General features: G+C 73.9%; 25 protein-coding genes. 14 read left to right on the top strand and 11 right to left on the bottom strand.

The features are described 5' to 3' along the window. The 3 genes from LG632_RS21015 to LG632_RS21005 form a co-directional block, all read left to right on the top strand. Window positions 1–459: hypothetical protein (locus tag LG632_RS21015; protein WP_226728953.1), on the top strand; the 459-nt coding region annotated here is incomplete at its 5' end. Window positions 460–567: 108 nt separating this feature from the next. Next, window positions 568–1,098 (top strand): DoxX family protein, encoded by a 531-nt coding sequence (locus tag LG632_RS21010; protein WP_226728952.1) that lies wholly within the window; start codon window positions 568–570, stop codon window positions 1,096–1,098. A 159-nt stretch (window positions 1,099–1,257) separates the two neighbouring features. After that, window positions 1,258–1,800 carry a DapH/DapD/GlmU-related protein gene (locus LG632_RS21005; protein ID WP_226728950.1) on the top strand — a complete coding sequence of 181 codons (543 nt, stop codon included), beginning with the start codon at window positions 1,258–1,260 and terminating at the stop codon, window positions 1,798–1,800. A gap of 67 nt (window positions 1,801–1,867) precedes the next feature. Here LG632_RS21005 and LG632_RS21000 read toward each other — a convergent pair whose 3' ends face one another. The 4 genes from LG632_RS21000 to LG632_RS20985 form a co-directional block, all read right to left on the bottom strand. Beyond that, the gene (locus LG632_RS21000; RefSeq protein ID WP_226728949.1) at window positions 1,868–3,304 is read right to left on the bottom strand and encodes an amino acid permease; all 1,437 of its coding nucleotides are present in this window, start codon (window positions 3,302–3,304) and stop codon (window positions 1,868–1,870) included. Window positions 3,305–3,408: 104 nt separating this feature from the next. Then, window positions 3,409–4,068, bottom strand: coding sequence for an esterase/lipase family protein (locus LG632_RS20995; RefSeq protein ID WP_445271394.1), 660 nt, complete (start codon window positions 4,066–4,068; stop codon window positions 3,409–3,411). A gap of 283 nt (window positions 4,069–4,351) precedes the next feature. Beyond that, window positions 4,352–4,561: a hypothetical protein gene (locus LG632_RS20990; protein WP_226728947.1), complete on the bottom strand. Its 210-nt coding sequence runs from the start codon at window positions 4,559–4,561 to the stop codon at window positions 4,352–4,354. 89 nt (window positions 4,562–4,650) lie between these two features. Then, the gene (locus LG632_RS20985) at window positions 4,651–5,673 is read right to left on the bottom strand and encodes an EamA family transporter (protein ID WP_226728945.1); all 1,023 of its coding nucleotides are present in this window, start codon (window positions 5,671–5,673) and stop codon (window positions 4,651–4,653) included. A gap of 83 nt (window positions 5,674–5,756) precedes the next feature. On the opposite strand from LG632_RS20985, the gene LG632_RS20980 reads away from it, so the two are divergent. The 4 genes from LG632_RS20980 (at window position 5,757) to LG632_RS20965 (ending at window position 8,801) form a co-directional block, all read left to right on the top strand. After that, window positions 5,757–6,701 (top strand): LysR family transcriptional regulator, encoded by a 945-nt coding sequence (locus LG632_RS20980; RefSeq protein ID WP_226728944.1) that lies wholly within the window; start codon window positions 5,757–5,759, stop codon window positions 6,699–6,701. A 183-nt stretch (window positions 6,702–6,884) separates the two neighbouring features. Continuing rightward, the gene (locus LG632_RS20975; protein ID WP_226728943.1) at window positions 6,885–7,757 is read left to right on the top strand and encodes an isocitrate lyase/PEP mutase family protein; all 873 of its coding nucleotides are present in this window, start codon (window positions 6,885–6,887) and stop codon (window positions 7,755–7,757) included. Further along, entirely contained in the window at window positions 7,754–8,017 is a 264-nt protein-coding gene (locus tag LG632_RS20970; protein ID WP_226728941.1) for a hypothetical protein, read from the top strand. Before LG632_RS20975 ends, LG632_RS20970 begins: the two co-directional genes overlap by 4 nt. A 196-nt stretch (window positions 8,018–8,213) precedes the next feature. Then, entirely contained in the window at window positions 8,214–8,801 is a 588-nt protein-coding gene (locus tag LG632_RS20965) for a hypothetical protein (protein WP_226728940.1), read from the top strand. A gap of 80 nt (window positions 8,802–8,881) precedes the next feature. On the opposite strand, the gene LG632_RS20960 is transcribed toward LG632_RS20965, so the two are convergent. Both LG632_RS20960 and LG632_RS20955 read right to left on the bottom strand, forming a co-directional pair. Continuing rightward, window positions 8,882–9,361 carry a hypothetical protein gene (locus LG632_RS20960; protein ID WP_226728938.1) on the bottom strand — a complete coding sequence of 160 codons (480 nt, stop codon included), beginning with the start codon at window positions 9,359–9,361 and terminating at the stop codon, window positions 8,882–8,884. Between the two features lie 40 nt (window positions 9,362–9,401). Beyond that, on the bottom strand, window positions 9,402–10,337 hold the full coding sequence (locus LG632_RS20955; RefSeq protein WP_226728937.1) for an alpha/beta fold hydrolase: 936 nt from the start codon (window positions 10,335–10,337) through the stop codon (window positions 9,402–9,404). A gap of 105 nt (window positions 10,338–10,442) precedes the next feature. Between LG632_RS20955 and LG632_RS20950 the strand changes: the two genes are divergently transcribed. After that, a complete protein-coding gene (locus tag LG632_RS20950) occupies window positions 10,443–11,057 on the top strand; it encodes a TetR/AcrR family transcriptional regulator (RefSeq protein ID WP_226728936.1) in 615 nt (204 codons plus the stop codon). 54 nt (window positions 11,058–11,111) lie between these two features. On the opposite strand, the gene nadE is transcribed toward LG632_RS20950, so the two are convergent. The 4 genes from nadE to LG632_RS20930 form a co-directional block, all read right to left on the bottom strand. Beyond that, window positions 11,112–11,942, bottom strand: coding sequence for an NAD(+) synthase (gene nadE, locus LG632_RS20945; RefSeq protein WP_226728935.1), 831 nt, complete (start codon window positions 11,940–11,942; stop codon window positions 11,112–11,114). A 155-nt stretch (window positions 11,943–12,097) separates the two neighbouring features. Beyond that, a complete protein-coding gene (locus LG632_RS20940; protein ID WP_226728934.1) occupies window positions 12,098–12,829 on the bottom strand; it encodes a hypothetical protein in 732 nt (243 codons plus the stop codon). Continuing rightward, window positions 12,801–12,971 (bottom strand): hypothetical protein, encoded by a 171-nt coding sequence (locus LG632_RS20935; protein ID WP_226728933.1) that lies wholly within the window; start codon window positions 12,969–12,971, stop codon window positions 12,801–12,803. Before LG632_RS20935 ends, LG632_RS20940 begins: the two co-directional genes overlap by 29 nt. Before the next feature lie 119 nt (window positions 12,972–13,090). Next, entirely contained in the window at window positions 13,091–13,522 is a 432-nt protein-coding gene (locus tag LG632_RS20930; RefSeq protein ID WP_226728932.1) for a PPOX class F420-dependent oxidoreductase, read from the bottom strand. A gap of 135 nt (window positions 13,523–13,657) precedes the next feature. On the opposite strand from LG632_RS20930, the gene LG632_RS20925 reads away from it, so the two are divergent. Beyond that, window positions 13,658–14,341, top strand: coding sequence for an NADPH-dependent F420 reductase (locus LG632_RS20925; protein ID WP_308108820.1), 684 nt, complete (start codon window positions 13,658–13,660; stop codon window positions 14,339–14,341). Between the two features lie 204 nt (window positions 14,342–14,545). On the opposite strand, the gene LG632_RS20920 is transcribed toward LG632_RS20925, so the two are convergent. Beyond that, complete coding sequence (locus LG632_RS20920) at window positions 14,546–15,772, bottom strand: sensor histidine kinase (RefSeq protein ID WP_226728930.1); 1,227 nt, start codon at window positions 15,770–15,772, stop codon at window positions 14,546–14,548. A 291-nt stretch (window positions 15,773–16,063) separates the two neighbouring features. Here LG632_RS20920 and LG632_RS20915 point away from each other — a divergent pair, with 291 nt between their 5' ends. From LG632_RS20915 to LG632_RS20895, 5 genes are read left to right on the top strand one after another with little or no spacing between them, the layout of a single operon-like run. After that, on the top strand, window positions 16,064–17,410 hold the full coding sequence (locus LG632_RS20915) for a phenylacetate--CoA ligase family protein (RefSeq protein ID WP_226728929.1): 1,347 nt from the start codon (window positions 16,064–16,066) through the stop codon (window positions 17,408–17,410). Further along, entirely contained in the window at window positions 17,407–18,855 is a 1,449-nt protein-coding gene (locus LG632_RS20910; protein WP_226728928.1) for an MFS transporter, read from the top strand. Before LG632_RS20915 ends, LG632_RS20910 begins: the two co-directional genes overlap by 4 nt. Continuing rightward, on the top strand, window positions 18,852–20,003 hold the full coding sequence (locus tag LG632_RS20905) for a GNAT family N-acetyltransferase (RefSeq protein WP_226728927.1): 1,152 nt from the start codon (window positions 18,852–18,854) through the stop codon (window positions 20,001–20,003). Before LG632_RS20910 ends, LG632_RS20905 begins: the two co-directional genes overlap by 4 nt. Further along, on the top strand, window positions 20,000–21,166 hold the full coding sequence (locus tag LG632_RS20900; RefSeq protein ID WP_226728925.1) for a LuxE/PaaK family acyltransferase: 1,167 nt from the start codon (window positions 20,000–20,002) through the stop codon (window positions 21,164–21,166). The genes LG632_RS20905 and LG632_RS20900 overlap by 4 nt, the downstream gene beginning before the upstream one ends. Next, window positions 21,163–23,862: an acyl-CoA reductase gene (locus tag LG632_RS20895; protein ID WP_226728923.1), complete on the top strand. Its 2,700-nt coding sequence runs from the start codon at window positions 21,163–21,165 to the stop codon at window positions 23,860–23,862. The genes LG632_RS20900 and LG632_RS20895 overlap by 4 nt, the downstream gene beginning before the upstream one ends. Window positions 23,863–23,971: the final 109 nt, after the last annotated feature.

Raw genomic sequence — 23,971 nt, 5'->3', positions numbered from 1 at the left:
GTGGTGGTCCCGCGCACGCCGGCCGGGCTCGGCGGGTTCGCCCGGATCGGGCAGGCCGGTGCGCTGACGGTGCTGGTGTGGCAGCTGATGGTGCTGTGGCAGTGGCGGGTGCCGTTCGAGAAGTCGGCCGAGCTGGCGCCCCAGTGGCGGGCCCCGTTCGAACTCGCCGCGCTCCAGGCGGGCTCCGAGCCGTTCGCCCGGATCCGTGAGGCCGTCCTCGGGTGGGGCCCGACGCCGCAGTACCCGTGGCTGTTCCCCGCCTGCGCCGTCGTCCTCGTCGGCTTCCTGCGCCTGGTGCGCCTGCCCGAGGGGCTCCAGTGGTTCCTGGGCAGCTGCGCCGCGGCGTACGGCCTGCTGTCCCTGTACGTCGCCGGGCCGGCCCTGCTGCACCAGTGGCCTCTGACGGCGGCGCTGCTGGCACTCGGCCTGTGGCTGCTGCATGCGATCCGGATCGAGTGACCAGGGGCCGACGCGCGGACTCGCGGACGCACCTACCGGGCATTTCGCCCGGGTTTTCGTCAGGCTGAGAAGGGTTGGTGCCCTGCCCCTCCCACAGAAAGCGCCAGGATGACGATCCCCTCGCTCCAGCTCGACCGCCGGCCCGCGGTCGACACCACCCCGTACGACGTCGGCCTGCCCGTGCTCCGGCTGGTGGCCGGCCTCATCATGGCCGTCCACGGCACCCAGAAGCTGTTCCGGTGGTTCGACGGCCCGGGCGTCAAGACGACGGGCATGTTCTTCGACAGGGCCGGCTACCCGGCGGCCGAGACCATGGCCGTGGTCGCGGGGGTGACCGAGACCCTCGGCGGCCTGGGCCTGGTCCTCGGCCTGCTCACCCCGCTGTCCGCCGCGGCGGTCGTCGGGGTGCTGATCAACGCCGTCGCGGTGAAGTGGGCGGGTGACGTGGTCGGCCAAAAGGGGGTGGAGTTCGAGAGCCTGCTCATCGCCGCCGCCGTCACCCTCGCCCTCACCGGCCCCGGCCGCTTCGCGCTGGACCGCTTCGTCCCGGTACTGCGTCACCACCGCGCCGGCTACGGCGTGGCCGCCCTGGTCCTGGGCGTCGCCCTGGCCGTCCTGGTCCTCCTGGTCCGCGACTGACCCGGGGCCCGCGGCCCGCGGCGGGTCCTGGACGATAGATTCCACGTCGGCGGTCGTAGTCGCTCTCGGGTGCCCTCGGTCCCGTGTCCGGTGGCACCCCTGGAATGCGACCGCCGCGGGGCAGTTGCCCCGTCACGCTGGGGCAGGAAGGATCGCGGCATGTCCAGCGACCGTCTGATGCGCATCCACAGCCCCGAGTTCCAGGCCATGGCCGAGCGGGTCGTGCGGGTCACCGAGCTCACCTCGCGCCTGAACGTCCTGCCTTTCGAGGACGAGGCGGGCAAGGCCGAGTTGTTCGCACAGATCCTCGGCAGGCCACTGCCGCCCGGAGCCACGATCCATCCGCCGTTCTACACGGACCACGGCCTGAACCTCGACCTCGCCGACCGCGTCTTCATCAACCAGAACTGCACGTTCCTGGACTACGCCGGCATCCGGCTCGGCGAGCGCGTGATGATCGGGCCGAAGGTCACGTTCATCACCAGCGGGCACCCGGTCGATCCCGGGGAGCGGCGGCTGTACCTCACCGGCGCACCCATCGACGTCGCGGAGAACGTGTGGATCGGCGCCGGTGCCACGATCCTGCCCGGCGTCAGCATCGGCCGTGACGCCGTGGTCGCCGCCGGCGCGGTCGTCGCCGACGACGTCCCACCCGCCAGCCTGGTGACCGGCACCAAGGCGACCGTCCACCGCACGTGGTGACACCCCTTCGCCCCCCCACCGAGCCCGCCTGCGCCCGGCCGGACGACCCCGTGGAATCGACCGTCGCCTAGCGCTCGACGCGCTCCGGCGGGGGTTCCTGGGCGAGCCGGGAGTGGTGGTAGGAATAGCCGAAGTAGATCACCAGCCCGATCAGGAACCAGAGGGCGAAGCGGAACCAGGTCTCCACCTGGAGGTAGGTGATCAGCCAGATCGAGGCGACCACGCCGATCGCCGGTGTGACGGGCATGAAGGGGGCGCGGAACTCCCGCGGCAGGTCGGGCCGCCGGTAGCGCAGCACGATGACGGCGGCGCACACGACCACGAAGGCGAGCAGGATGCCGATGTTGGTCAGCTCCGCCGCCTCGCCGATCGGGACGAAGCCGGCGATGACGGCCGAGGCGACGCCGACGATCCAGGTCACGCGGGTCGGTACGTGCCGGGTGGGGTGCGTCTTGGCGAACCAGTGGGGCAGCAGTCCGTCGCGGCTCATGGAGAACCACACGCGCGTCACACCGAGCATGAAGGTGAACATGACGGTGAGGATGCCGATGATCGCCCCGACCGCGATGATGTCGGCGACCGCATCGAGCCCGACCGCCTTGAAGGCGGAGGAGAAGCCGCTCTCCGGGTCGATCTCCGTGTAGTTCTGCATGCCCGTCAGGACCAGGCAGGCCAGGACGTACAGCACCATCGCGATGGCGAGCGAGTAGATGATGGCCTTGGGCATGTGCCGCTGGGCGTCCTTGGACTCCTCCGCCGCCGTGCTCATCGCGTCGTAGCCGAACACCGCGAAGAACACCGTGGCCGCGCCGGTGAACGCGCCGCCCACCCCGTACGGGAAGAACGGCGTGTAGTTGGCGGTGTCGATGTGGAAGAAGCCGACGCCGATGACGAGCAGGACCACCAGCACCTTCAGCACGACCACGACGGTCTCGAAGCGCGCGGCGTTCTTGATGCCGAGGGTGAGCAGGTACGCCGTGAACAGGCAGAGGACGACGGCGATGAGGTCGACGCGGTGCCCCTCGCCGGTGCCGGGCGCGCCGAGCATCCAGGTGGGCAGGGACGCTCCGATGTCCTCCAGCAGGAAGTTGAAGTAGCCGGAGATGCCGATGGCGACGACGGCGACGATGGCCGTGTACTCCAGCAGCAGGTCCCAGCCGATGAACCAGCCCACCAGCTCGCCGAGGACGGCGTACCCGTAGGTGTAGGCGGAGCCGGCCTTCGGGATGAGCCCGGCGAACTCGGCGTAGGAGAAGGCCGCCGCGGCGCTGGCCACCCCGGCGATGAGGAAGGAGACGAGGACGGCCGGTCCGGCGACGCCGTTGGCGACCGTCCCGGCCAGCGTGAAGATGCCGGCGCCGATGATGCCGCCGACGCCGATGGCGGTGAGTTGCCACAGTCCGAGCGTGCGCGTGAGCTGCTCGCTCGGGGCCCCTTCCGCTTCGTCGATGTGCTCGATCGGCTTGCGCCGAAGTACGCCCTGCCCCATGCGCGGCCGCTCCATGTGCTGCCCCTTCTGCCGATGGCTGACGCGGGCTCATCATGACGGAAGCACCGCCCTCCCGGAATGAGGCACTCCGGGAGGCGGCCGTGCCGGTGCCGCGGGGTTTACAACGAGGCCTTGACCTGGGCGTAGACGCCGGCGTCGACCGGGAAGGCCGTGTGCTGCAGGCAGGCGGTCCTGGTGTTGGCCGCACCCGTGAGGGCGACCGTGTCGTCGGGGTCGATGATGCTGTCGCACGGCGACCACCACGTGGCGTAGCGGGTGTCGCCGGGAGTCTCGTCGCCGGTGTTGAGGGCGGCGAGGAAGGCGGATCCCGGGCGCATCTCGGCGCAGGCCGCTCCCCCGCACCAGCGTGCCGTCGTGGTGCCGTGGTTGGGGCCCGCCAGGGAGATCCAGGCGTCGACCTTCGCGGTTCCGCCGAGGTTCTTCAGGTAGTGGCGCGAGGACAGGCCGCCCATGGAGTGGGTGACGAGGTCGACCTTGGCCGCGCCGGTGGCGGCGAGGACCCGGTCGATCTCCTGGGCGAGCTCGGTGGCGGTGGTGACGTTCGACTGGGAGCTGGGGTACGTCCAGCGGTCCAGCCGGTCGGCCGGCCAGCCGTCGGCGCGGAAGCGGTCGGCCATGGTGTTCCACGTCGAACCGTCGGTGTTCCAGCCGTGGACGAACACGATCGGGTCGGGGGCGCCGGGCGCGCCCACGACCGGGGCCGCGGCCACGGGGGCGGCGGCGGCCTCCGGCAGGAGGGCCAGCACGGCGAGGAGCAGGGCCGGTAGGGCGGCCCGGAGGGAAAAGGCCGGGGCGGAGGCGGGGGCCGGGGCAGGCGCGGCGGGAAGGCGGCGGGCAGCGGAGGCGGGAGCCGGGGCGCGCGGCGGGAGCGGAGTCACGGTCAGCGTTCTAGCGAGCCGCGTGCCCCGCTCTCAGCCCCAGGCTCCGCCTTTCACCCGATCGGCCGCCGCGGTTCACCTGCCCCCGCGGCCCGTGACCAGCAGCTCGTGCTCCCGCCGACCGGTCCTGAGGGTCGCCCCCGCGGCCCTGCCCGCCCGGCGCTCACTCCTCGCGCGGGCCGGTCCACCGGACGCGGCCGTCGCGCGGGCCGTCCGGCTCCTGCGGCCGGTCCAGCCGGCTCGCCTCGTCGGTGTCCGCCGCCGGGGTGCGCCGGTCGTCGCGGCGGACTCCGGTGGGGTGGGGCTTGCGGCGGCGGCTGGCCTCGGCGTCGTCGTCCAGCGGGACTCCGCCCGCTCCGCCCTGCTCGTCCATGGCCGGCTCCTTCGGTTCGGGAACGGTCGCGTTTCTCGACCGGCGGCTGCCCCGTCGCCGCCCCGCCAAACGAGGGGAACCGCCGGGCGTCAGCGGCGGCCCTCGCCGCGGGCCGCCCCGATGCCGGCGGTGACCACCAGGGCCGTTCCGGCGGCCTGGAGGACGGTGGGCGTCTGCGCGATGAGGACCATGCCGGCGAACAGCGCCACGGCGGGTTCCAGGCCGGCCAGGGTGCCGTAGGTGGTCTTGCTCATGCGCTGCAGCGCCTTCATCTCCAGCAGGAACGGCAGCAACGGCATCAGCACCGCGATCCCGGCCGCCGCGGCGGCGACCTGCCAGCTGAGGTGGGCGAGGGCCCCGGGCGCGCCGAACGGCGCCGCCACGACCGCGGCGACGGCCAACGACAGGGCCAGCCCGTGCGGGGCCGAGAACCGGCTGCCCACGTGCGCCGTGCCGATGACGTACGCCGCCCAGCAGGCGGCCGAGCCCAGTCCGAAGAGGACGCCGACGAGACCGGCGGACCCGCTCCAGGGCGAGGTGAGCAGCAGCACGCCGGCCGCGGCGAGCGCCAGCCAGAGCAGTTCGCGGACGCGGCGCGAGCCGGCGACCGCCACCGCCAGCGGGCCGAGGAACTCCAGGGCCGTCGCCGTCCCCAGCGGGAGCCGGGCGGCGGCCTCCGCGAACAGCAGCATCATGGCGGCGCTGACCACGCCGAGCCCCACCGTGCCGAGCAGGTCCGCGCGGGCGGTCGTACGGACCACCCGCCACAGGGAGCGTCCGGTGCAGGCGAGCAGGACCACGGCCGCCAAGGTGAGCCGGAGCCAGGTGGTGCCGGCCGGACCGAGCGAGTCGAACAGCTCGGTCGCCAGTGCGCCTCCAGTGTGGAGCAGTGCCATGGCGACCAGGAGCAGGACGGCTCCGGGCAGCTTGTACGGGCGCTCCGGGCGGCCCGCGACGCCCCCCGTCCCGCCCGCGGCCGGCGCGGAGGCGGACGGGGTGGCGGACGCGGCGGCAGGCGCGACGGCAGGGGTGGCGGACGCGGGGGCAGGCGCGGTGGCAGGGGTGGCCGGGGTGGGCGGGAGTGCGGCGGCAGGACCGGCGGGGGCGTTCATCCGGCTATTGGAGCGGCACTGGATCACTGCTGTCCACGGGCTGATGGTGGCCCTGATGTCCACCAATGGTGGATGATCCTCGTGTGACCCCGCTTCCGCCCGCATCCCGCCCCCTGCCGGACCTGGGCCGGCTCCGCCTCCTGGTCGAGCTGCACCGGCTGGGGACCATGGCCGCCGTCGCGGCGAGCACGGGGTACGGGACCTCCGCGGTCTCCAAGCACCTGGGCGTGCTGGAGGCGGAGGTCGGGGTGCCCCTGCTCAGGCCGGTGGGGCGCCGGGTCCGGCTGACGCCGGCCGGCGAGCGCCTGGTCGAGCACGCGGTCAAGATCCTCGCCGCCGTCCAGGAGGCCCAGGCCGAGCTGCGCGGCGGGGCCGAGCCCGCCGGGCGGGTGCGGCTGGCCAGCTTCTTCACCGCCGTGGAGCCGGTGGTGCTGCCCCTGCTGGTGCGGGCCCGGGAGCGGTACCCGCTGATCGAGGTCGAGACGTACGAGCACGAGCCGGAGCACACGATCGACCTGCTGCGTTCCGGCAGCATCGACCTCGGGCTGATCTACCACTACAGCCTGGTGCCGCGGCCGGTCCCCCGCGAGCTCGACGCCCGGCAGCTGGACGAGCAGCCGCTGTACCTGGCCGTCCCGGCGGACCATCCGGACGCGGGACGGCCGGTCGCGCTGGCCGAGCTCCGGGACTTCGCCACGACGGGCTGGATCGCCAACTCCCGGGGCACCGACGACGACGAGCTCGTGCAGCGGGTCTGCGCGATCGCGGGTTTCACCCCGCGCATCGCCCATCGCATGGACAGCCTGCACCTGGTGAACAGCCTGGTCGGCGCCGGGCTGGGGGTGGCCGTGCTCGCCGAGTCCGGCATCGAGGCCGGCCGTACCGACGTCGCCTTCCGGCCGCTGGACCCGCTCGCCGGCACCCGCCGCACCTCCCTGCTGGCGCGCGCCGGCCAGTGGTCGTGGCCGCCGGTCGCGGCGGTGACGGGCCTGATCACCGGGGACGCGGCGGCCGACGGCACCGGGTGAGGCGCCCCCGCCAGTGACGTTTCTGTGGTGAACGCGCTAGGCCGTTGGGGTGAGTAAAGGCACGATCGAGGAAAGTTCAAGGAATTCCCAGGAAATCATCTGCTGCGGGTAAAGCGCTGCCGCATCCGCGGCCCACCGCTGCCCGGTCCTCGCATGCCCACGTCCTGTCGAAGGAGACGGAAGATGAGCTACGGGAACTCGCTGCGCGCTCGTATCGCGGAGCCCGGCACCACACCCCTCATCGGTGTGTACGACATGTACTCGGCCTCGGTGGCGGCCGGGCACTACGACGCCATGTTCGTGTCCGGCTTCGGCTTCGCCGCCTCGTACTACGGACTGCCGGACATCGGCTTCATCGCCTGGCCCGACATGCTGGGCTTCGTGCAGCGGCTCCGCGGCGCCTTCCCCCGGCACCACCTGCTCGTGGACATCGACGACGGGTACGTCGACCCCGAGGTCGCCTGCCATGTCGTGGAGGGGCTGGAACGGATCGGCGCGTCGGGCGTGATCCTGGAGGACCAGAAGCGCCCGCGCCGGTGCGGCCACGCCGACGGCAAGCTGGTCCTGCCGCTCGCGGAGTACCTGGAGAAGCTGGAGATGGTGCTGGCCACGCGCAAGGACCTGGTGGTCGTCGCGCGGACGGACGCCACGGACGAGGCCGACATCCTGCGCCGCGCGGAGGCGCTGGCGGCGACGGACGCGGACGTGGTGCTGGTCGACGGCGTCCGGAGCGTGGAGTGGATCCGGCGGATCCGGGAGGTCGTGGGCCGCAAGCCGCTGCTGTTCAACCAGATCGCCGGCGGCAAGTCGCCCCGCCTGTCGCTGACCGAGCTGACGGAGCTGGGCATCGACGTGGCGATCTACAGCACCCCGTGCCTGTTCGCGGCGCACGAGGCGATGGACGCCGCGCTCACCGAACTCAAGCTCGCCGACGGGCGCCTGCCGGCGACGGAGGAGGCGGACCAGGTGGGCGTCGCCGAGTCGACCCGGCTCCTGGCCAAGAACATCAGCCGGCACCACGACGTGCCGACCGCGCGGCAGCGGGTGGACGCGTGAGCGCTGCGCGCGTGCGGGCGGCCGCGTGCCTGACGGCGGCCCTGCTCGCCGGCGCGGCCGCGCCGGCGGCGGCCCGAGACAGCCTCGTCACCGTCATCGACAACTCCGACGCCGACTCCGTGGTCGAGATCGACCGCTCCGCCAACCTCCAGACCGGCAGCGGCACGGCGGGCAGCGACCACGAGGGGAGCGCCCTGGACACCGTGGCCATGCTGATCGAGGTGGTCCACGCGAACCGGGACGGCGACCGGCCGTCCTGACGGCACGTCCGGCGGAGCGATCGGGGAGGTCGTGTGATCGATGTGTTGTGATCCTGTCACGATACGGCTGCAGCGGACCGCGCGAGCGCCGCCGCTCGGCAGCATCGGGAGAGGGAGCGTCAAGGCGCTGTTAGGGTGACGTGCGCCTGCCAAGGTGGGCCCATCCGCTCATTGCTCTTTCTCAACGGGGTTGAACGTGAAGCTTCGTCATGTCCGCGCAATTGCCGTCTTCGGCATCGCCGTCGTCGCCCTCACCGGTGCCCGTGGCTCCCACGGTGGCAGCTGCGGCGGCAGCACCTCCAGCTCGTCGCACTCCAGCAGCTCCGGGGGCTCCAGCAGCTCCGGCGGCTCCGACACCTCCGGGACGTCGGGCAGCACCAGCAGCGGTACCACCGGCGGCAGCAGCAACGACAGCACGAGCGGCAGCTCGTCGAGCGGCAGCTCGTCGAGCGGCACGTCCGTCCCCGGCGGCTCCAGCAGCGCCAACAAGGCCGAGCGGGACATCCGGATCGACAAGTGCCGGCTGGACGAGACCGGCAAGAACCTGGTCGCCCGGCTGACCGTCACCAACAGCGGTTCGGTGAACTACACCTACAACATCACCATGACGTTCAAGGGCGCGCCGGGCTCGAACACCTTCGCCGCGACGGCCAAGGTCCGCAACCTCGCGGTCAAGGCGGGTGCCTCGCAGCAGGCCGAGGCCACGACGCCCTACACCGGCAAGGGCGACGGCAGCGAGTACAAGGAGTGCGTCGTCTCCAGCGCGACCAAGAGCGCCCTCTGACGAGACACCGGGTGGCACCACGTGCCTCCGGCCCGATGCCCGGCAGCCCGGAGCTGCCGGGCATCGGCGCGTCGCCCTGCTCAGTCCCACATGTTGAAGAGCAGCGCGCCGAGGGTCGGCGGCTCCCAGTACTCGATCTGGCTCCATTCCGCGTCACCCAGCGCACTCGTGTCGCACGCGTCGAGGGGCGCGCGCAGCACGGCGGCGCCCAGGACGGTGAAACCGGCGGCGCAGAGCGCGGCGGCCCAGGCGGGCGGCTCCAGGAACTCGTCCGAGTAGGCGCACCGGCGCTCGTCCACGAAGGCGACGTACGGGTAGTTGGCGTGGAACACCGCGACGTGCGGGCCGGCGTCGTCGGTCAGACTCCCGCTGTGGAAGCTCTGCGGATAGCCGTGCTCCATGAAGTCGACGGCCTCGCCGCCGGCGGCCCGGGCGGCGGCCTGCCAGGCGGCGCGGCACACCTCGACCCCGGTCCTCGGCAGCTCCGGTTCGCTGATGTGCCGGAATCCGGTCGCGCCCCTCGGCAGCACGAACACGTCCTTCTCGCCCGCCCGTTCCACCGGTCTCCTCCCCCTCGCCGCCCTGCGTCCGGGGTGCAGCCTACGGGCGCGGGGCCGGCGCGGTGGCGTCGACGTCGTCCATGAAGCCCAGCATCCGGGCGTTGACCAGGTCGGCGTGGTCGATCTGGGGACCGTGGCCGGTCCCGCCGACGATCTCGGCGCGGGCGCCGGGGACCAGGCGGGGCACGCGCTCGCGCTGGCGCTCGGGGTGCAGCAGCAGGCTGCGCCGACCCATGACGAGGTGGAGCGGGACGGTGATGGAGGCCAGCTCGGCGTCGGTCAGCGGCAGGGGCGCGGGCCGCCGGACCCGGAACGCGCGGACCCCCGCGTGGACCATCCGGCGCAGCTCGGGCACGACGATCACCGGCTGCTCCAGCCACTTGGCGAGCCGCGGGCGCAGCGGCCCGGGCGCGAAGGTGGCGAACAGGCTGACGAACACCCAGGCGAAGAAGCGCAGGCCGACCTTCTCCAGCCCGCCCGGGTCGAGCGGGGTGACCGAGGCCAGGCGGCCGGGGCGGCGGTGGGCCATGTTGAGGACCAGCCAGCCCCCGTACGAGGAGCCCACGAGGTGGACCTTGTCCAGGCCGAGGGCGTCGAGGGCCTCGTCGAGCCACTGCGCGGCCCGCTCGGGCTGCCACATCGGCTCGCGCTGCACGCTGCGCCCGGGGTCGCCGGGGGTGTCGAGGGCGTAGACGGGCCGTTCGGCGCTGAGCGCCCCGGTGTTGGGGTACCACATGGCGGAGCAGGATCCGGCGCCGTGGATCAGCACCACCGGCGTCCGGGACTCGGCGGCCGGGTCCGCGGGACCGTAGCGGTAGACGTGGGTGGTGCCGAAGCTCGTCTCGACGTCGGTCTCGGAGCGCAGGGGCGCGCCCAGGGCGTGGACCGCGTCGCAGGCGGCGAAGTAGCGGTCGCGCAAGGTGTCGTCGACGTAGCGGCCGACGTCGCGTCGTGCGCGGGTCGCGGGCTGGGACACGGTGGCACCTCCAGGGTGGTCGCTTTCGTGATACGACCGTACCACGAAGTTGATACAGCGGTACCATGAAGGGCCGAGGGCCGACGAGGGCGGAGAAGACGAGGAATGCCGAAACGGGTGGACCACGAGGAACGGCGCGCGCAGATCGCCGAGGCGCTCGTGAGGGTGGCCGGCCGCCGGGGACTGCACGCGGTCGGCATGCGCGACGTGGCGGCCGAGGCGGGTGTCTCGCTCCGGCTCGTGCAGTACTACTTCGAGACCAAGGAGAAGCTGCTCCACTACGGCCTGCGGCACCTGGCCGACCGCTTCACCGCACGCGTGGGGGCGCGGCTGCGCGCCGTCGGCCCCGAGCCGGGGCCGCGCGCGACCGCCGAGGCCCTGCTCCTGGTCTCGCTCCCGACCGACGAGGAGAGCCGGAGGTTCCACCTGCTGTGGACGTCGTACGCGGTGCTGTCGGTGACCGACGAGAAGCTGGCCGCGCAGCCGTTCGTCGCCGACCCGGACGCCGCCGAGGACGCCCTGACGGGGCTGATCCGCCAGGCGCAGGACGCGGGGCTGGCCGACCCGGGCGCCGACGCGCGCACGGAGGCGATCAGTCTGCTGGCGATGGCGGCGACGCTGGGCACGAGCATCCTGGTGGGCCAGCGCGACGTGGCCTCGGCCACGGCCGTCCTGCACCACCACCTGGACCGGATCTTCGGGCCGGCCGGGAAGGGGTGAGCACCGCCCGCTCCCGGCCGGCCCGCGTCGCCGCCGTGGCGCCGCCGTGGCGCCTCAGGGGGCGACGGGCAGCTGCCGCTTGTGCTCGGTGGCCCGGTAGCGGCGGGCGATGATGCCGAAGGCCCGCTCGTCGACCGGCTTGCCCTCGAGGAAGTCGTCGATGTCGTCGTACGTGACGCCGAGCGCGTCCTCGTCGGCCTTGCCGGGGTCGAGGGTCTCCAGGTCCGCGGTCGGGACCTTCCACACCAGCTCGGCCGGGGCTCCCAGGGCCTCGGCGACGGCGCGGACCCGGCGCTTGGTCAGGCCGGTGAGCGGTACGAGGTCGGCGGCGCCGTCGCCGAACTTCGTGAAGAAGCCGGAGACCGCCTCGGCCGCGTGGTCGGTGCCGACGACCAGTCCGTCCTGGGCGCCCGCGACCGCGTACTGCGCGATCATCCGCTGGCGGGCCTTGATGTTCCCGTGCACGAAGTCCTGGTGGTGGGCGTCGCGGAAGGTGACCCCCGCCGCCACGGCCGCGTCGAGGGCCGCGTCGCTGGCCGGCTTGACGTCCACGGTGAGGACCTGGTCGGCCCGGATGAAGGACAGGGCGAGCTGGGCGTCGCGCTCGTCGGCCTGGACGCCGTAGGGCAGGCGCATGGCGTAGAACACGGCCTCGTGGCCGGCCGCCCGGGCGCGCTCCACGGCGAGCTGGCAGAGCCGGCCCGTGGTGGTCGAGTCGACGCCCCCGCTGATGCCGAGCACGAGGGAGCGCAGGCCGGTCGAGGTGAGCCGCTCGGTGAGGAAGGCCACGCGGCGCTCGATCTCACGCTCCGCGTCGAAGGCCTCGGTCACCTGGAGGTCCCGGGCGATCTCCTGCTGCAGGGCGGTGGACGCCGGCTCTCTCACGGCTGCTCCTCGTGGTCGTGCGTGCGGTACGCGGTGGGCTGTGCGGACCGACCCTAGCCGACGTCCGCCCCAGGTCGCCGCCCTGCGGGCCCCTTCCTCCGAGGGGAGGGCGAGCGCGGGAACCCCTGCGCGCCCGGAGGCCTGACCGTCACGGATCACTCCAGCCGGTAGGTCATCACCGCGCCGGCCGGGACGGAGGCCAGCCGGCCGCTGTGGACCTGGAGGACGGTGGTGTAGGCGAGGGCGCTGCCCTCGCGGGTCGGGTTCAGCGCGGCGCAGTTCGAGGAGCAGCTTCCGGGATTGCGGACCTGCAGCAGGCGGCTGTCGGGGCCGACGAAGGCGTAGTCGAGGCTGCCGTCGCTGCGGGTGAGCCGGAAGGTGGAGGTGGAGGCGAGCCGCATGTGGTAGCCGACCCCTTCGACGCGGCGGGCCCGGATCTGGGTGCGGCCGACCCCGCTGAACTGCACCTTGTTCTCGGGCGTCTCGACCCAGACGACGCGCAGCAGCGGGGCGCCGTTCGCGTAGACGGTGGCGGTCGGGTAGGCGGCGAGGTCGGTGGCCTTCTTGCCGCCGACCGAGGAGGAGGGCGAGCCGAGGGGGCGCGGGGAGGAGGACCGTGGCCGGGGCGTGGCCGTGTCGTCCGGGTCGGACGGCGACGGCGGGGCGGCGGGGTCGGAGGCGCTCGGGGAACGCCGCCCGCCGTCCTGGGCGGCGTCCCGGTCGCCGTAGTCGTTGGCGCAGTTCGAGGTGCCGCCGCAGTTGACGTTGGTGCCGCCCTGCTGGTTGATCGAGGTGGTGGAGCACCCCGCGGACAGCACGGCCACGGCGATCGCGGTACCGATCAGGCGGCGCCGCCGGCTAGTGGTTCCCGCAGTGGGAATGGTCACCGCAGACAATGTTGGTCCTCCCCCGCTGTTCGACGGGGGGCTCCCCCTTCGAGCTGGAGCAGGACGTCGCGATGACCGCCGCCACGATCGTGGCGACCGCGGCGAGCGCGCCGCCGAGCGCCATGCCCGTGCCTTCGTTCATCGCCGCCCCCTCGCATGGTGCGCCCTCGGCGTCGCGTCGCCGTGTCCCCCTTCCGGAAGGATAGGGCGCCGTGCCCGGACCGGAAGGGTTTCGGCCAACTCCGGCCGGGGCGGGCGGGATCAGCCGATCCGGGCGCCGTACACGTGGTCCACCGGCATCGTCATGAGGACCCTGCGGTCGGAGACCATCACCGACCGGTACTCCTCCCAGTCCGGGTGCTCGCCCGCGGCCTTGCGGTAGTACTCCACCAGCGCCTCCACCTCCGGACCGTACGGATCGGTCCCCGGTCCGACCAGGCGCACCGTGCCCTCCGCGGTCGCCCAGGACCGGCCGTCGGGCGCGGTGACCTCCAAGGAGGCCCGCGGATCGCGGCGCAGGTTCGCCGTCTTGGCCCGTCCCTCGGTCATGGACACGTGGAGGACGTCGGTCTCCGGGTCGTAGAACGGCATGACGGGCGAGAGCTGGGGACGGCCGTCCGCCTTGATCGTGGCGAGGACACCGAGCCGGCTCTGCGCGAGGAGCGTACGGGGGTCGAAGTCAATGGTGGTCATGCCCGGTCCAACCCGTCCCCCGGGGCGCTTGTTCCCCGATCGTGAACGCCGTATGACATCCGGCCGCAACGGCCGCCGACCCGGAACAGGGCGCGCCTGATCGCCGTTGACCGTGACCTGTACGGCTCGGCACCCATCACGCGAGAGGTCGAAGACATGAGGATCGGCATCATCGGAGCGGGCAACATCGGCGGCAACCTGACCCGGCGCCTGCGGGCTCTCGGCCACGAGGTGGCGGTGGCCAACTCGCGCGGCCCGCAGTCCCTGAAGGCGCTCGCGGAGGAGACCGGGGCGACGCCGGTGACCGCCGCGGAGGCGGCGCGCGGCGCGTCGGTCGTGGTGGTGACGGTGCCGCTGAAGGCGGTCCCCGACCTGCCGGCGAACCTGTTCGAGGGCGCGGCGGAGGGCTTCGCCGTCATCGACACCAACAACTACTACCCGCGCCAGCGCGACGGCCGCATCTCCGGCATCGAGGACGAGGGCCTGACCGAGAGCCGCTGGACCGAACGCCACCTCGGGCACCCCGTGATCAAGGCCTTCAACGGCACCTACGCCCAGGACCTGCTGGACCGGCCGCGACCGGCGGGAGATCCGGAGCGCATCGCCGTACCGGTGGCGGGCGACGACGAGGCCGCCAAGAAGACGGTCCGGTCGCTGATCGACGAACTGGGCTTCGACACCGTCGACGCCGGCGGGCTGGACGACTCCTGGCGCCAGCAGCCGGGCACCCCGGTCTACGGCCTGCGCGCGGGCGCCCGGGAGGTCGCCGAGGCCCTGGCCCAGGCCTCCCCGACCCGTCCGGCCGACTTCCGCGGCTGACGGCCCGCCTCAGGGGAGGCGGCGTCGAGGCCGCCGTGCCCGCACCCCCGTGTCGGGCACGGCGGCTCTGCCGGGGTACGGGCCCCGCGGGCCCGCGCGTCATGACCCTACGGCGGCGCGGACCACGGGCCGAGGGCCGCTCACGCCACCCGAGGGACCGTTCGCGCCACGCCGGAGCCCGCCGCCGGCGCCCGGCGGGGGACGTCACGGCTGCCGGCGCCGGGGGCCCGCGTACGCGGAGTCGTCCGGGGTGGTGCGCCCGGGCAGCGGCAGCGAGAACCGCACCGCGTAGCCCCCGGCCGGGCGCGGGCCGGCCTGGAAGGTGCCGCCGTAGAGCTTGACGCGCTCGCGCATGCCGATGAGTCCGTGGCCGGTCCCGGTGCCCGGGGCCGGGGGCGCCGCCGCGGCCGGCTCCGGCCCTCCGTCGTCGGTGACGGCGACCGTGAGCGCGCCCGTGCCGTAGCCGAGGGCGATGCCGACGCGGCTGCCGGGGCCCGCGTGCTTGAGCACGTTCGTCAGGGCCTCCTGGACGATCCGGTACGCGCACAGGTCGGGGCCGGGGGCCAGCCGGACGGGCGTGCCGTCGGTCTCGGTGCGCACCACCAGCCCTGCCGCGCTCATGCGGGCCGTCAGGTCGTCGAGCGCGCCGAGTCCGCTGCCGGACCCGTCGGCCGGTCCGGCGACCGCCTCCGTACCGTCCGGGGACACCCGCAGGACCTGGAGCAGGCCGCGCATCTCCTCCAGGGTCTGGCGGGAGGTGTCCTCGATGGTGCGCAACGCGGTCCTGGCGGTGTCCGCGTCACTGTCGAAGACCATCCGGGCCACTCCGCTCTGCAGCGCGACGACGGAGAGGTGGTGGGCCACCACGTCGTGCAGTTCGCGGGCGATGCGCAGGCGTTCCTCGGTCACGGCGTGCCGGGCACGGGCCCCCTCCTCGGCCCTCAGCCGGGCCGTCAGCCGGTCGAGCTGGGCGTTGCGCTCGGCCAGCCGGCGCAGGGTGAAGCCGAAGCCCCAGGCCAGGAGGACCACGAGCACGGTCTGACCGAGGGCCACCGGCGCCGACATGGCCCGGGTGCCCATGGCGTGGTGGAACCACACGGCCACGGTCACCCCCGCCGCCGCCAGCACGTGCCGCAGCGGGCGCAGGGTCGCGACGGTGAAGAACGCGAGCAGCGGCGGCCAGATGTTGGAGGTGGGCTGGTAGCCGAGGGAGACGTACACGGCCAGTCCGGCGCAGCTGGTGAGCAGCACCGGCCAGGGGGCGACCTGGCGCAGCGCCAGGGGCAGGGTGATCAGACACGTCAGGGCGACGGCCCGGGTGTCGAACGCGGGCCAGTCGGGCATCCGGTACTGCCGGGCGAAGCAGAGGGTGAGGACGAGCAGGGCCAGGGCGATCACCGCGTCGACCAGCAGGCGTTGACGCTGCGTCACCTTGACCTTCCCGCATCCCCGCCACCTTGTCCGCATGATCGCAGGGTAGTGCCGGGATCCGCGATCGGCGGCCTGAGCGGGAAATATCCGCGCTTTCGGTCGCCGTGGCCGGAAATCCTTGGCCAATTTGGCGACACTCGACATGATGTTCCATCATCGTGACTGCACGTCAGCTGCAGCGCGGGGGTTCCCCGTCCCCCCACAGCCGGCCGTTTCCGCAGGCGAACTCGCGGTCTCCTCACGCACCGCGGTGACTCCTGCCCCTGTTCCCGTTCACCTAGGCAAAGGCCCATGTCCGCCCAGCAACTCTCGGACCTCATACGTTTCGCCCGTCACAACTCACCCTTCTACCGCGACCTTTACGCCGCCCTGCCGCCGGACGCGGGCCGGCTCACCGATCTCCCGGTGGTGGACCAGCGGGAGTTCTGGGCGGCCAACTCCCTGCGCGCCGACGGCAACCGGGTCCTGACCGGACCGCTGAGCGAGGCCACGGTCTACAAGACCGGGGGCACCACCGGCTCCCCCAAGTTCTCCGTCTACACCCGCGACGAGTGGCGGACGTTCGTGACGTCCTTCGGACAGGGGCTCGTGGACGCGGGCCTGCGCCCGGGCCACCGGGTGGCGGACCTGTTCTACGCCGGCGAGCTGTACGCCAGTTTCCTCTTCCTGCTCGACTCCCTCGCCCACGCGCCCGTGGACAACGTCCGGCTGCCGATCGGCGGCGGTGCGCCGCTGGAGTCCACCGTCCCGACCCTGCGCGACCTGGCCGCCGAGGTCCTGACCGGCACCCCGACCACCCTGTGCCGACTGGCGGAACAGGTCGTGGCCCGCGGCGTCCGGCTCGACGCGGTGGAGCTGCTGCTGTTCGGCGGCGAGGCGCTGTTCGCCGACCAGCGGCGGCTGCTGGCCGCCGCGTTCCCCCGGGCGGAGGTCCGCTCCGTGGGGTACGCCAGCGTCGACGCCGGGCTGCTCGGCCGACCCGTGCCGGGGCCGGACGCCCGGGTGCACCGGGCCTTCACCCCGTACTCGGTGGTCGAGATCCTCGACGACACCACCGACGAGCCGATCACGGAGCCGGGGCGGCCCGGCCGGGTCGTCGTGACCAGCCTCTTCCGGCGTCTGATGCCCGTCATCCGCTATCCCGCGGGCGACCGGGCCGAGTGGACCGGCACCGGCGACGGGCACTTCCGGATCCTCGGGCGCGCCGAGGAAGGCGTACGGGTCGGCCCGGTGTCGCTGTACACCCAGGACGCCCAGGAGGCCGTGGCCGCGGCGGACACCGAAGGGCGGGTCGTGGGCATGCAGTTGGTCGTGCGCCGGTGGGAGGGGCGCGACGGGCTGGTCCTGCGCCTGGCAACGGTGCCCGGCGAGCGGCCGACGGCGCCGGGCGCACGGGCGGGCGAGTCGGGTGCGCCTGCGGGCGGTTCGGGCGAGCCGGCCGGCGAGTCGGCGGACCTCGAAGCGCTGGCCAAGGCCGTGGTCGCGGAGCTGGAGGACGTCCGGCCGCTGTACCCGGACAGCGTACGGGCCGGCTTCGTGCACCCGCTGTCCGTGGAGTGGGTGCGCCATCGCGACCTCGCCGTCAACCCCCGCTCCGGCAAGCTGGTCCGGGTCCTCGACGAGAGGCCGACCGCATGAGCGCCCCCGTGGACACGGCCGTCGCGACCGGGCCCGGCGGCGCCGCGGCGAGCGGGCGGCGGCTGCCGCTCGTGCTGCGCAACCGCTCCTTCGGGGCCGTGTGGCTGGGCCAGGTCCTGACCCAGGCAGCCGTCCGGATGTTCCAGGTCGGGGTGTCGTGGTGGCTCGTCGCGTACGCCGTCCAGGACGCCGGGGGCCTGGCCTCCGGGCTGTTCATGGCCGTGTGCACCCTGCCCGCCGTGGCGCTCGCGCCCGCCGTGGCCCGGGTCGTCGGGCGGTTCGCGCACCGTTCGGTGCTCCGGGCCGCCGCTGCCGTGGCCGCGGTCGTCGCGGCCGGACTCGCGCTGTGGGCGCAGGGCAGCGGGCTGCCGGTCGCGGCCGTGTACGCCGGCGCCCTCGGCCTGGCCACCTGCCAGGCCTTCTTCGACCCCTGCCTGACCACGTCGGTCCCCGAACTGGTCGACGACGCCGACATCGAGACGGCCACCGGCTTCGAGCTGTCCACCCAGTCCCTGGCGGGCCTGGGCGGGGCCCTGCTGGGCGCCCTGGCCGTCGACCACCTCGGCGTCGGCGGCCTGTCCACCGGCTGCGCCGCCGCCTACCTGGCCGCCGCCCTTCTCATCACCCGCTCCCGCTTCCGCGCCGCACCGGCGGCGGACGGCGGCGCGCCGGACCCGGCGGAGACCGGGACCGGGGGCGGGGGCGGGGCTTCGGGCCGGGACGGGGCTTCGGGCCGGGACGGGGCTTCGGGCCGGGACGGGGCTTCGGCCGGGGCCGGGGACGCCACTTCGGTCGGGGCCCGGGACGCGACGTCGGTCGGGGCCCGGGACGCGACGTCGGCCGCGGCCGGGCGGCGTTCGCTGTTCGGGATCCTCGGCGCGCTGCCCGCCGTACGCCGCATCCTCGTCTGCTTCACCGCGGCGAACCTCTTCACCGCCGCCGTCTTCGTCGTCATCCCCCTCTACACCCGCTCCGTCCTGCACGGAACAGGAGGGACGGTGGCGCTCCTGGAGGCCTCCCTGGGCGCCGGCACGCTCGCCGGCGCGCTCACCGGCGCCCGGGTCCCGGGCCGGCCGACCGTGGCCGGCGCCTGGTGCCTGGTCCTGATGGCCCTGGCCCTCGCGCTGCCCGGCCTGACCGCGCACCGGCTGGTCGTCGCCGGGTGCCTGGCCGTGGCCGGCTGGTGCGCCGGAGCGGTCAGCGTGCGGTTCGTGGCGCTGTTCCAGCGTCTGGTGCCCACCGCCGACAAGCCCGGGTTCTTCGCGGTCATGCAGGCCGTGCTGGGCGCCTCCCTGCCGGTGGCGTCGCTGGTGTTCGGTCTCGCCGGCGACCACCTGTCGCCGCAGATCCTCTGCCTGGTGCAGGGCGCCGGCCTCGTCCCGGCCGCCTTCGCCCTGGCCCTGCTCGGCTCACGTACGCCCGGACCCGTGGGAGGCCACCGGTGAACCCCGTCATCACGAGGGCCACCCGCCCCGACATCGCCGAACTGCGGCAGCTGTACTACGCCGTGTACGGCCCGCACTACCCCGTCGCCCTGGGCACCGACCCGGCGGAGATGGCCCGGCTCATCGACGACCCGCACTCGCTGTGGCTGGTCGGCCGCTGCCCCGACACCGGGCGCCTGACCGGCTCGGCCGCCGTCCACGGCGAGGCCGGCAGCCGGATCGGGCGGCTGGAAGGCATCGCCGTGCACCCCGAGCACCGCTCGGCGGGCCTCGCCGCGGCGCTGACCGACGCGCTGTGCACGCGCATGCTGGACACCGGCCGACTGGACTCGGTCTACGCGACGGTCCGTACCGTGAGCGCCGGTCCGCAGCGGGTCGTCGCCCGCAACGGCTTCCGCCCGCTGGGCATCCTGCCCAACGCCGTCGATCTCAGCAGCCGCGAAAGCCTCGCACTCTACGCGCGTTACTCGGCGGGCGTGCTCGGCTGCCGGCTCCCGGTCACCGAGGTGCCCGCGCCGCTGCTGCCGTTGCTGCGGACCGCCGAGGCCGCCCTCGACATCTCCTACCCCGGGGTGCGGGCCGCGGACCTGCCCGTGCCGGGGCCCGCGCCCGCCCCACCGCCGGCCGTCGGCCGGCTCGAACTGGTCGAGGCGCCGGCCTTCGTACGCCGCCGCTTCCGCGAGCACTTCCCCGGCGCCGACGGCTGGTTCTACCCGCTGCACACCCCGAACGTGCTGCTCACGCCCGAGGACGGCGGGTTCGAGGTCTACGCCTACCTCAACCGCGCCGGCGGCTACTGCGCCCTGCTCACCGCCTACCCGGACCCCGCCGCGGCGGCCGCGCACCTCGAACCCGTCACCCGGGCCCTCGCCCGGGCCGGCGCGGGCTACGTGGAGGCGCTGGTACCGCTCGCGCACACCGGTGCCCTCGCGGCGTTCCTCGCCCACGGCTTCGTCGCCGGAGCGCTCTACCCGGCGATGCGCGCCGACGGCGACGGCTTCCACGACTACGTCGTCCTGTCCCGCTCCGGCGAGCGCATCGACTTCCGCGGCGTCGCCGTGGAGCCACCCCTCCAGCCCTATCTGGACTGCTACGTGTCGGCCTGGCGGTCGGCCCATCTGCCCACTCCTTCGGAGACAGCCCCATGAACCCCCATCTCGCCCCGGTCGGCGTACCCGACCCCGCCCTGCTGCCGCACGTGCAGCAGCTGTGCGACCTGACCGATCCGTACGCCCACGGGCCCGCCGAGGACGAGCTCTTCGCCGCGGCCATGGCCGAGATCAACGCCTGGCACACCGAACGGTCCCCGTTCTACCGATCGTTGTACGACGCCACCCCCGCGGTCGCGGACGCGCCGTACCGGACGCCCCTGGTCCACGCGAACTTCTTCAAGCGCCACGAGGTGCTCTCCGTCCCGCGCGAGGACGTCGAGCTGCACCTGACCTCCTCCGGCACCACCGGCCAGAAGTCGCAGATGTTCTTCGACCACTGGACGATCCGCTCCGCGCAGCGCATGGTCGCCCGGATCTTCGAACGCAACGGCTGGATCACCCCGGAGCAGGAGGTCAACTACCTGCTCTACAGTTACGAGCCGGCCCCCTCCCTGAACCTGGGGACCGCGTTCACCGACAACTACCTGTGCGACTTCGCGCCCGCGCGCAGCGTCACGTACGCGCTGCGCAACACCGGGGGCGGGGCCGGCGGGGACCACGAGTTCGACCCCTTCGGCTGCATCGCGGCGCTGCGCCGCTTCGAGGGGGACGGCGCACCGGTGCGCATCCTCGGCTTCCCGGCCTTCCTGTGGTTCACCCTGGAGCGGATGCGGGCCATGGGCCTGCCGCCGCTGCGGCTGCCCGAGGGCTCGCTGGTCGTACTCGGCGGCGGCTGGAAGGGGCACGCCGACCGGAGCATCGGCAAGGAAGAGCTGTACGCCCGGGTCACCGAGCAACTCGGCATACCTGGCGAGCGGATCCGCGACACCTTCGGCTCGGTCGAGCACTGCATCCCGTACGTCGAGTGCGACCGGCACCGCCTGCACGCCCCGGTCTGGTCCCGGGTGACGATCCGCTCCACCCGCACCCTCGAACCCCTGCCGTACGGCGAGCCGGGCTATCTGCACCTGGTCTCGCCCTACATCACCTCGGTGCCCGCGCAGAGCGTGGTCATGGGCGATCTCGCGTCCCTCCAGCCGGGGGACGCCTGCGGGTGCGGGCTGGGCACCCCGTGGTTCACCGTCCTCGGCCGGGCCGGGGTGAGCCGCAACCGGAGCTGCGCGGTGGCCGCGGCGGAACTGATGAAGGGCAGGGCATGACCATGAGCGGGACCACGACCACGACCACGACGGGGAACGCGACCGCCGTGGCGGCCGGGGACGCGGCCGCGGCCGGGACGGTGGGCGCGACCGGGACGGCGGCCGCGACCGGAGCGGCGGCCGGGACCGCAGCCGGGACGGTGGCCGCGACCGGGACGGCGGCCGGGCACGCAACGGTGCCGGGGGACGCCTGCCACTACTGGCAGGGTGCGTTCATCGGCGACGAGGAGGCCGGGCGCCGACTGGCCGGGCTGCCGGCGGCCGTCGAGGCCGTGCTGGGCACCGCACTTGAGCCCGAGACCGTGCTCGCCGCCTGCGACGCCCTCGCCACCGCCCTGCTCGACCCGGACCATGCGGTGCACGCCCGGCTGGCGGTCCACCTGCCCGAGGGCGAGGACCCGGCCCTGCTGTCCGAGCTCGGCCACCACCTCGGCCGCCGGGAGCTGACCCGCAAGCTGCGGCGGGAGCTGGGCAGTGCCGCGCCCGGGCGGCTGAACCGCCCGGACCCCCGCGAGACGGTGTACGAGGCGTGGGCCCCGGTCGGTCTGGTCGCCCACGTCGCCCCGGGCAACGCCGCCACCGTGGCGCCGCTGAGCATCGTGGAGGGGCTGCTCGCGGGCAACGTCAACATCCTCAAGACCAGCGGCGACGACACCCTGCTGACGCAGGCCCTGATGGCCGAGCTGGCGGCCCTGGACCCCAGCGGGGCCCTGGCCGCGCGGATCATGGTGCTGCGCTTCCCGTCGTCCCGGCAGGAGTGGCTGCGGCTGATGTGCGCGCCCGCCGACGCCGTCGCCGTGTGGGGCGGGGAGGGCGCCGTGGAGGGCGTGGCCGCCCATGTGCCGGCCGGCTGCCGGCTGGTGGAGTGGGGCCACCGGATCTCGTTCGCCTACCTGACGCGCGACGCGTGGGCGGACGAGGCCGCGCTCGGCGCGCTGGCCGACGACGTGTGCCGCTTCGAGCAGCAGGCGTGCGCCAGCCCGCAGGTGGTCTACCTCGACACGGAGGACGAGGCGGAGGTGTTCGCGTTCGCCGAACGCTTCTCCGCAGTCCTCGCGAGCCGCCCCCCGGCGGCTGCGCAGCCCGGCGGGCAGCCGTCCGGTCCCGCCGAGGAGGCCGAGCTCACCACCACCGAGCTGGTGGCCCGGCTGGAGGAACACCTCGGTCTGACCAGGGTGTTCGCCGCGGCCGACGGCTCGTGGCGGGTCATGGCCGACACCCGGTCCCCGCTCACGGCCTCCCCGCTGCACCGCAGCGTGTGGGTCAAGCCGCTGCCGCGCGAGCAGCTGATCGCCACGCTGCGGCCGATGCGGCGCTACCTCCAGACCGCCGGGATCGCCGGCAGCCGTACCGACATCGCGGAGCTGTCGCGCACGGTGCTGGCGGCCGGCGTCACCCGGGTCACGCCGGTCGGCTCGATGCTCGACAGCTACGCCGGGGAGCCGCACGACGGCGTGTACGCCCTCCAGCGCTACAGCCGCCGCGTCGCCGTGCAGGCCGATCCCGCGCGGTTCGCCACCACGGCGTGCCTGGACGACCTGGCCCGGCCGGTGGTCCTGCCGCCGCCCACCGGGCCGCTGCTCGGCAAGGAGGAGGTCCAGGAGCTGGGGCGGCACGTGACGCGCGCCGACGCGGAGTTGTACTTCCGCAGCGGCGGCAGCACCGGCGCCCCCGCGCTGTCGCTGTTCAGCTACGACGACTACGACACCCAGATGCACGCCGCCGCCCGCGGTCTGCTCGCCGCGGGCTACGACCCGGTCGGGGACCGCACCGCGAACCTCTTCTACTGCGGGGGCATGTACGGCAGCTTCATCAGCTTCTTCTCCATCCTGGAACGGCTGGGCGGGGTCCAGCTGCCGCTGGCCGCCGGGCCCGACCACCGGGCGACGGCGCGGACGCTGATCGACCACGGCGTGGACACGCTGTTCGGGATGCCCTCGTACCTGTGGCAGCTGCTGCACGCCGAGGCGGACGCCCTGCGGGCCTACGGGGGTCTGCGCAAGGTGTTCTACGGCGGTGAGCACTTCACCGACGAGCAGCAGCGCACCCTGAAGGACACCTTCGGCATCGAGGTCGTCCGCTCGATCACGTACGGCAGCACCGACCTCGGCCCGCTGGGCTACCAGTGCACCGAGAGCTCGGGCGGCGTCCACCACCTGCACGCCGACCTGCACACCATGGAGATCCTCGACCTGGAGGAGGACCGGCCGGTGACGCCGGGCGAGACGGGCCGGCTGGTGTTCACCACCCACGCGCGGCGCGGGCAGCAGCTGGGCCGGTACGTCATCGGCGACCTCGGCCGAGCGGTCCCGGGCCGGTGCCCCTGCGGCAGCCGGTCGCCGCGGTTCGAGCTGCGGGGCCGGACCGGTGACGTGATGCGCGTGGCGACGTACTTCCTCAACCACCGCCGCTTCGTGGCCCTGGCGGAGGAGGACGGCGGCCACCGCGGTGAGCTGCAGATCCAGCTCACCGCCCAGGAGGCCCGCGAGCACCTGACCGTCCGCGTGGAACGCACCGCCACGACCGACCCCCACCACCTCCGCGAGGTCTTCCTGACCGGCTACCCCGAACTCCGCTCGGCGGTCACGGAAGGCCTCCTGGACCTCACGGTCGAGGCGGTGGACACCACCCACCTCCACCGCAGCCCGACAAGCGGCAAACTCCACACGGTCCTCGACCTCCGCACCCGGGCCTAGCCCTCACCCGCGGCCTGGCCGGTGACGCCCCGGCCGGGCCTTTGAGCCCCGGGCCCCGGCCCCCGCCCCGACCCCGGGCCGGGCCCGATCGGCCCGCCCCGGCCCGTGA

Origin of the sequence: Streptomyces antimicrobicus (genome assembly GCF_020532625.1) — a bacterium.
Taxonomy (GTDB): Bacteria; Actinomycetota; Actinomycetes; order Streptomycetales; family Streptomycetaceae; genus Streptomyces; species Streptomyces antimicrobicus.
This window is presented reverse-complemented; position numbering and strand designations above follow the sequence as displayed.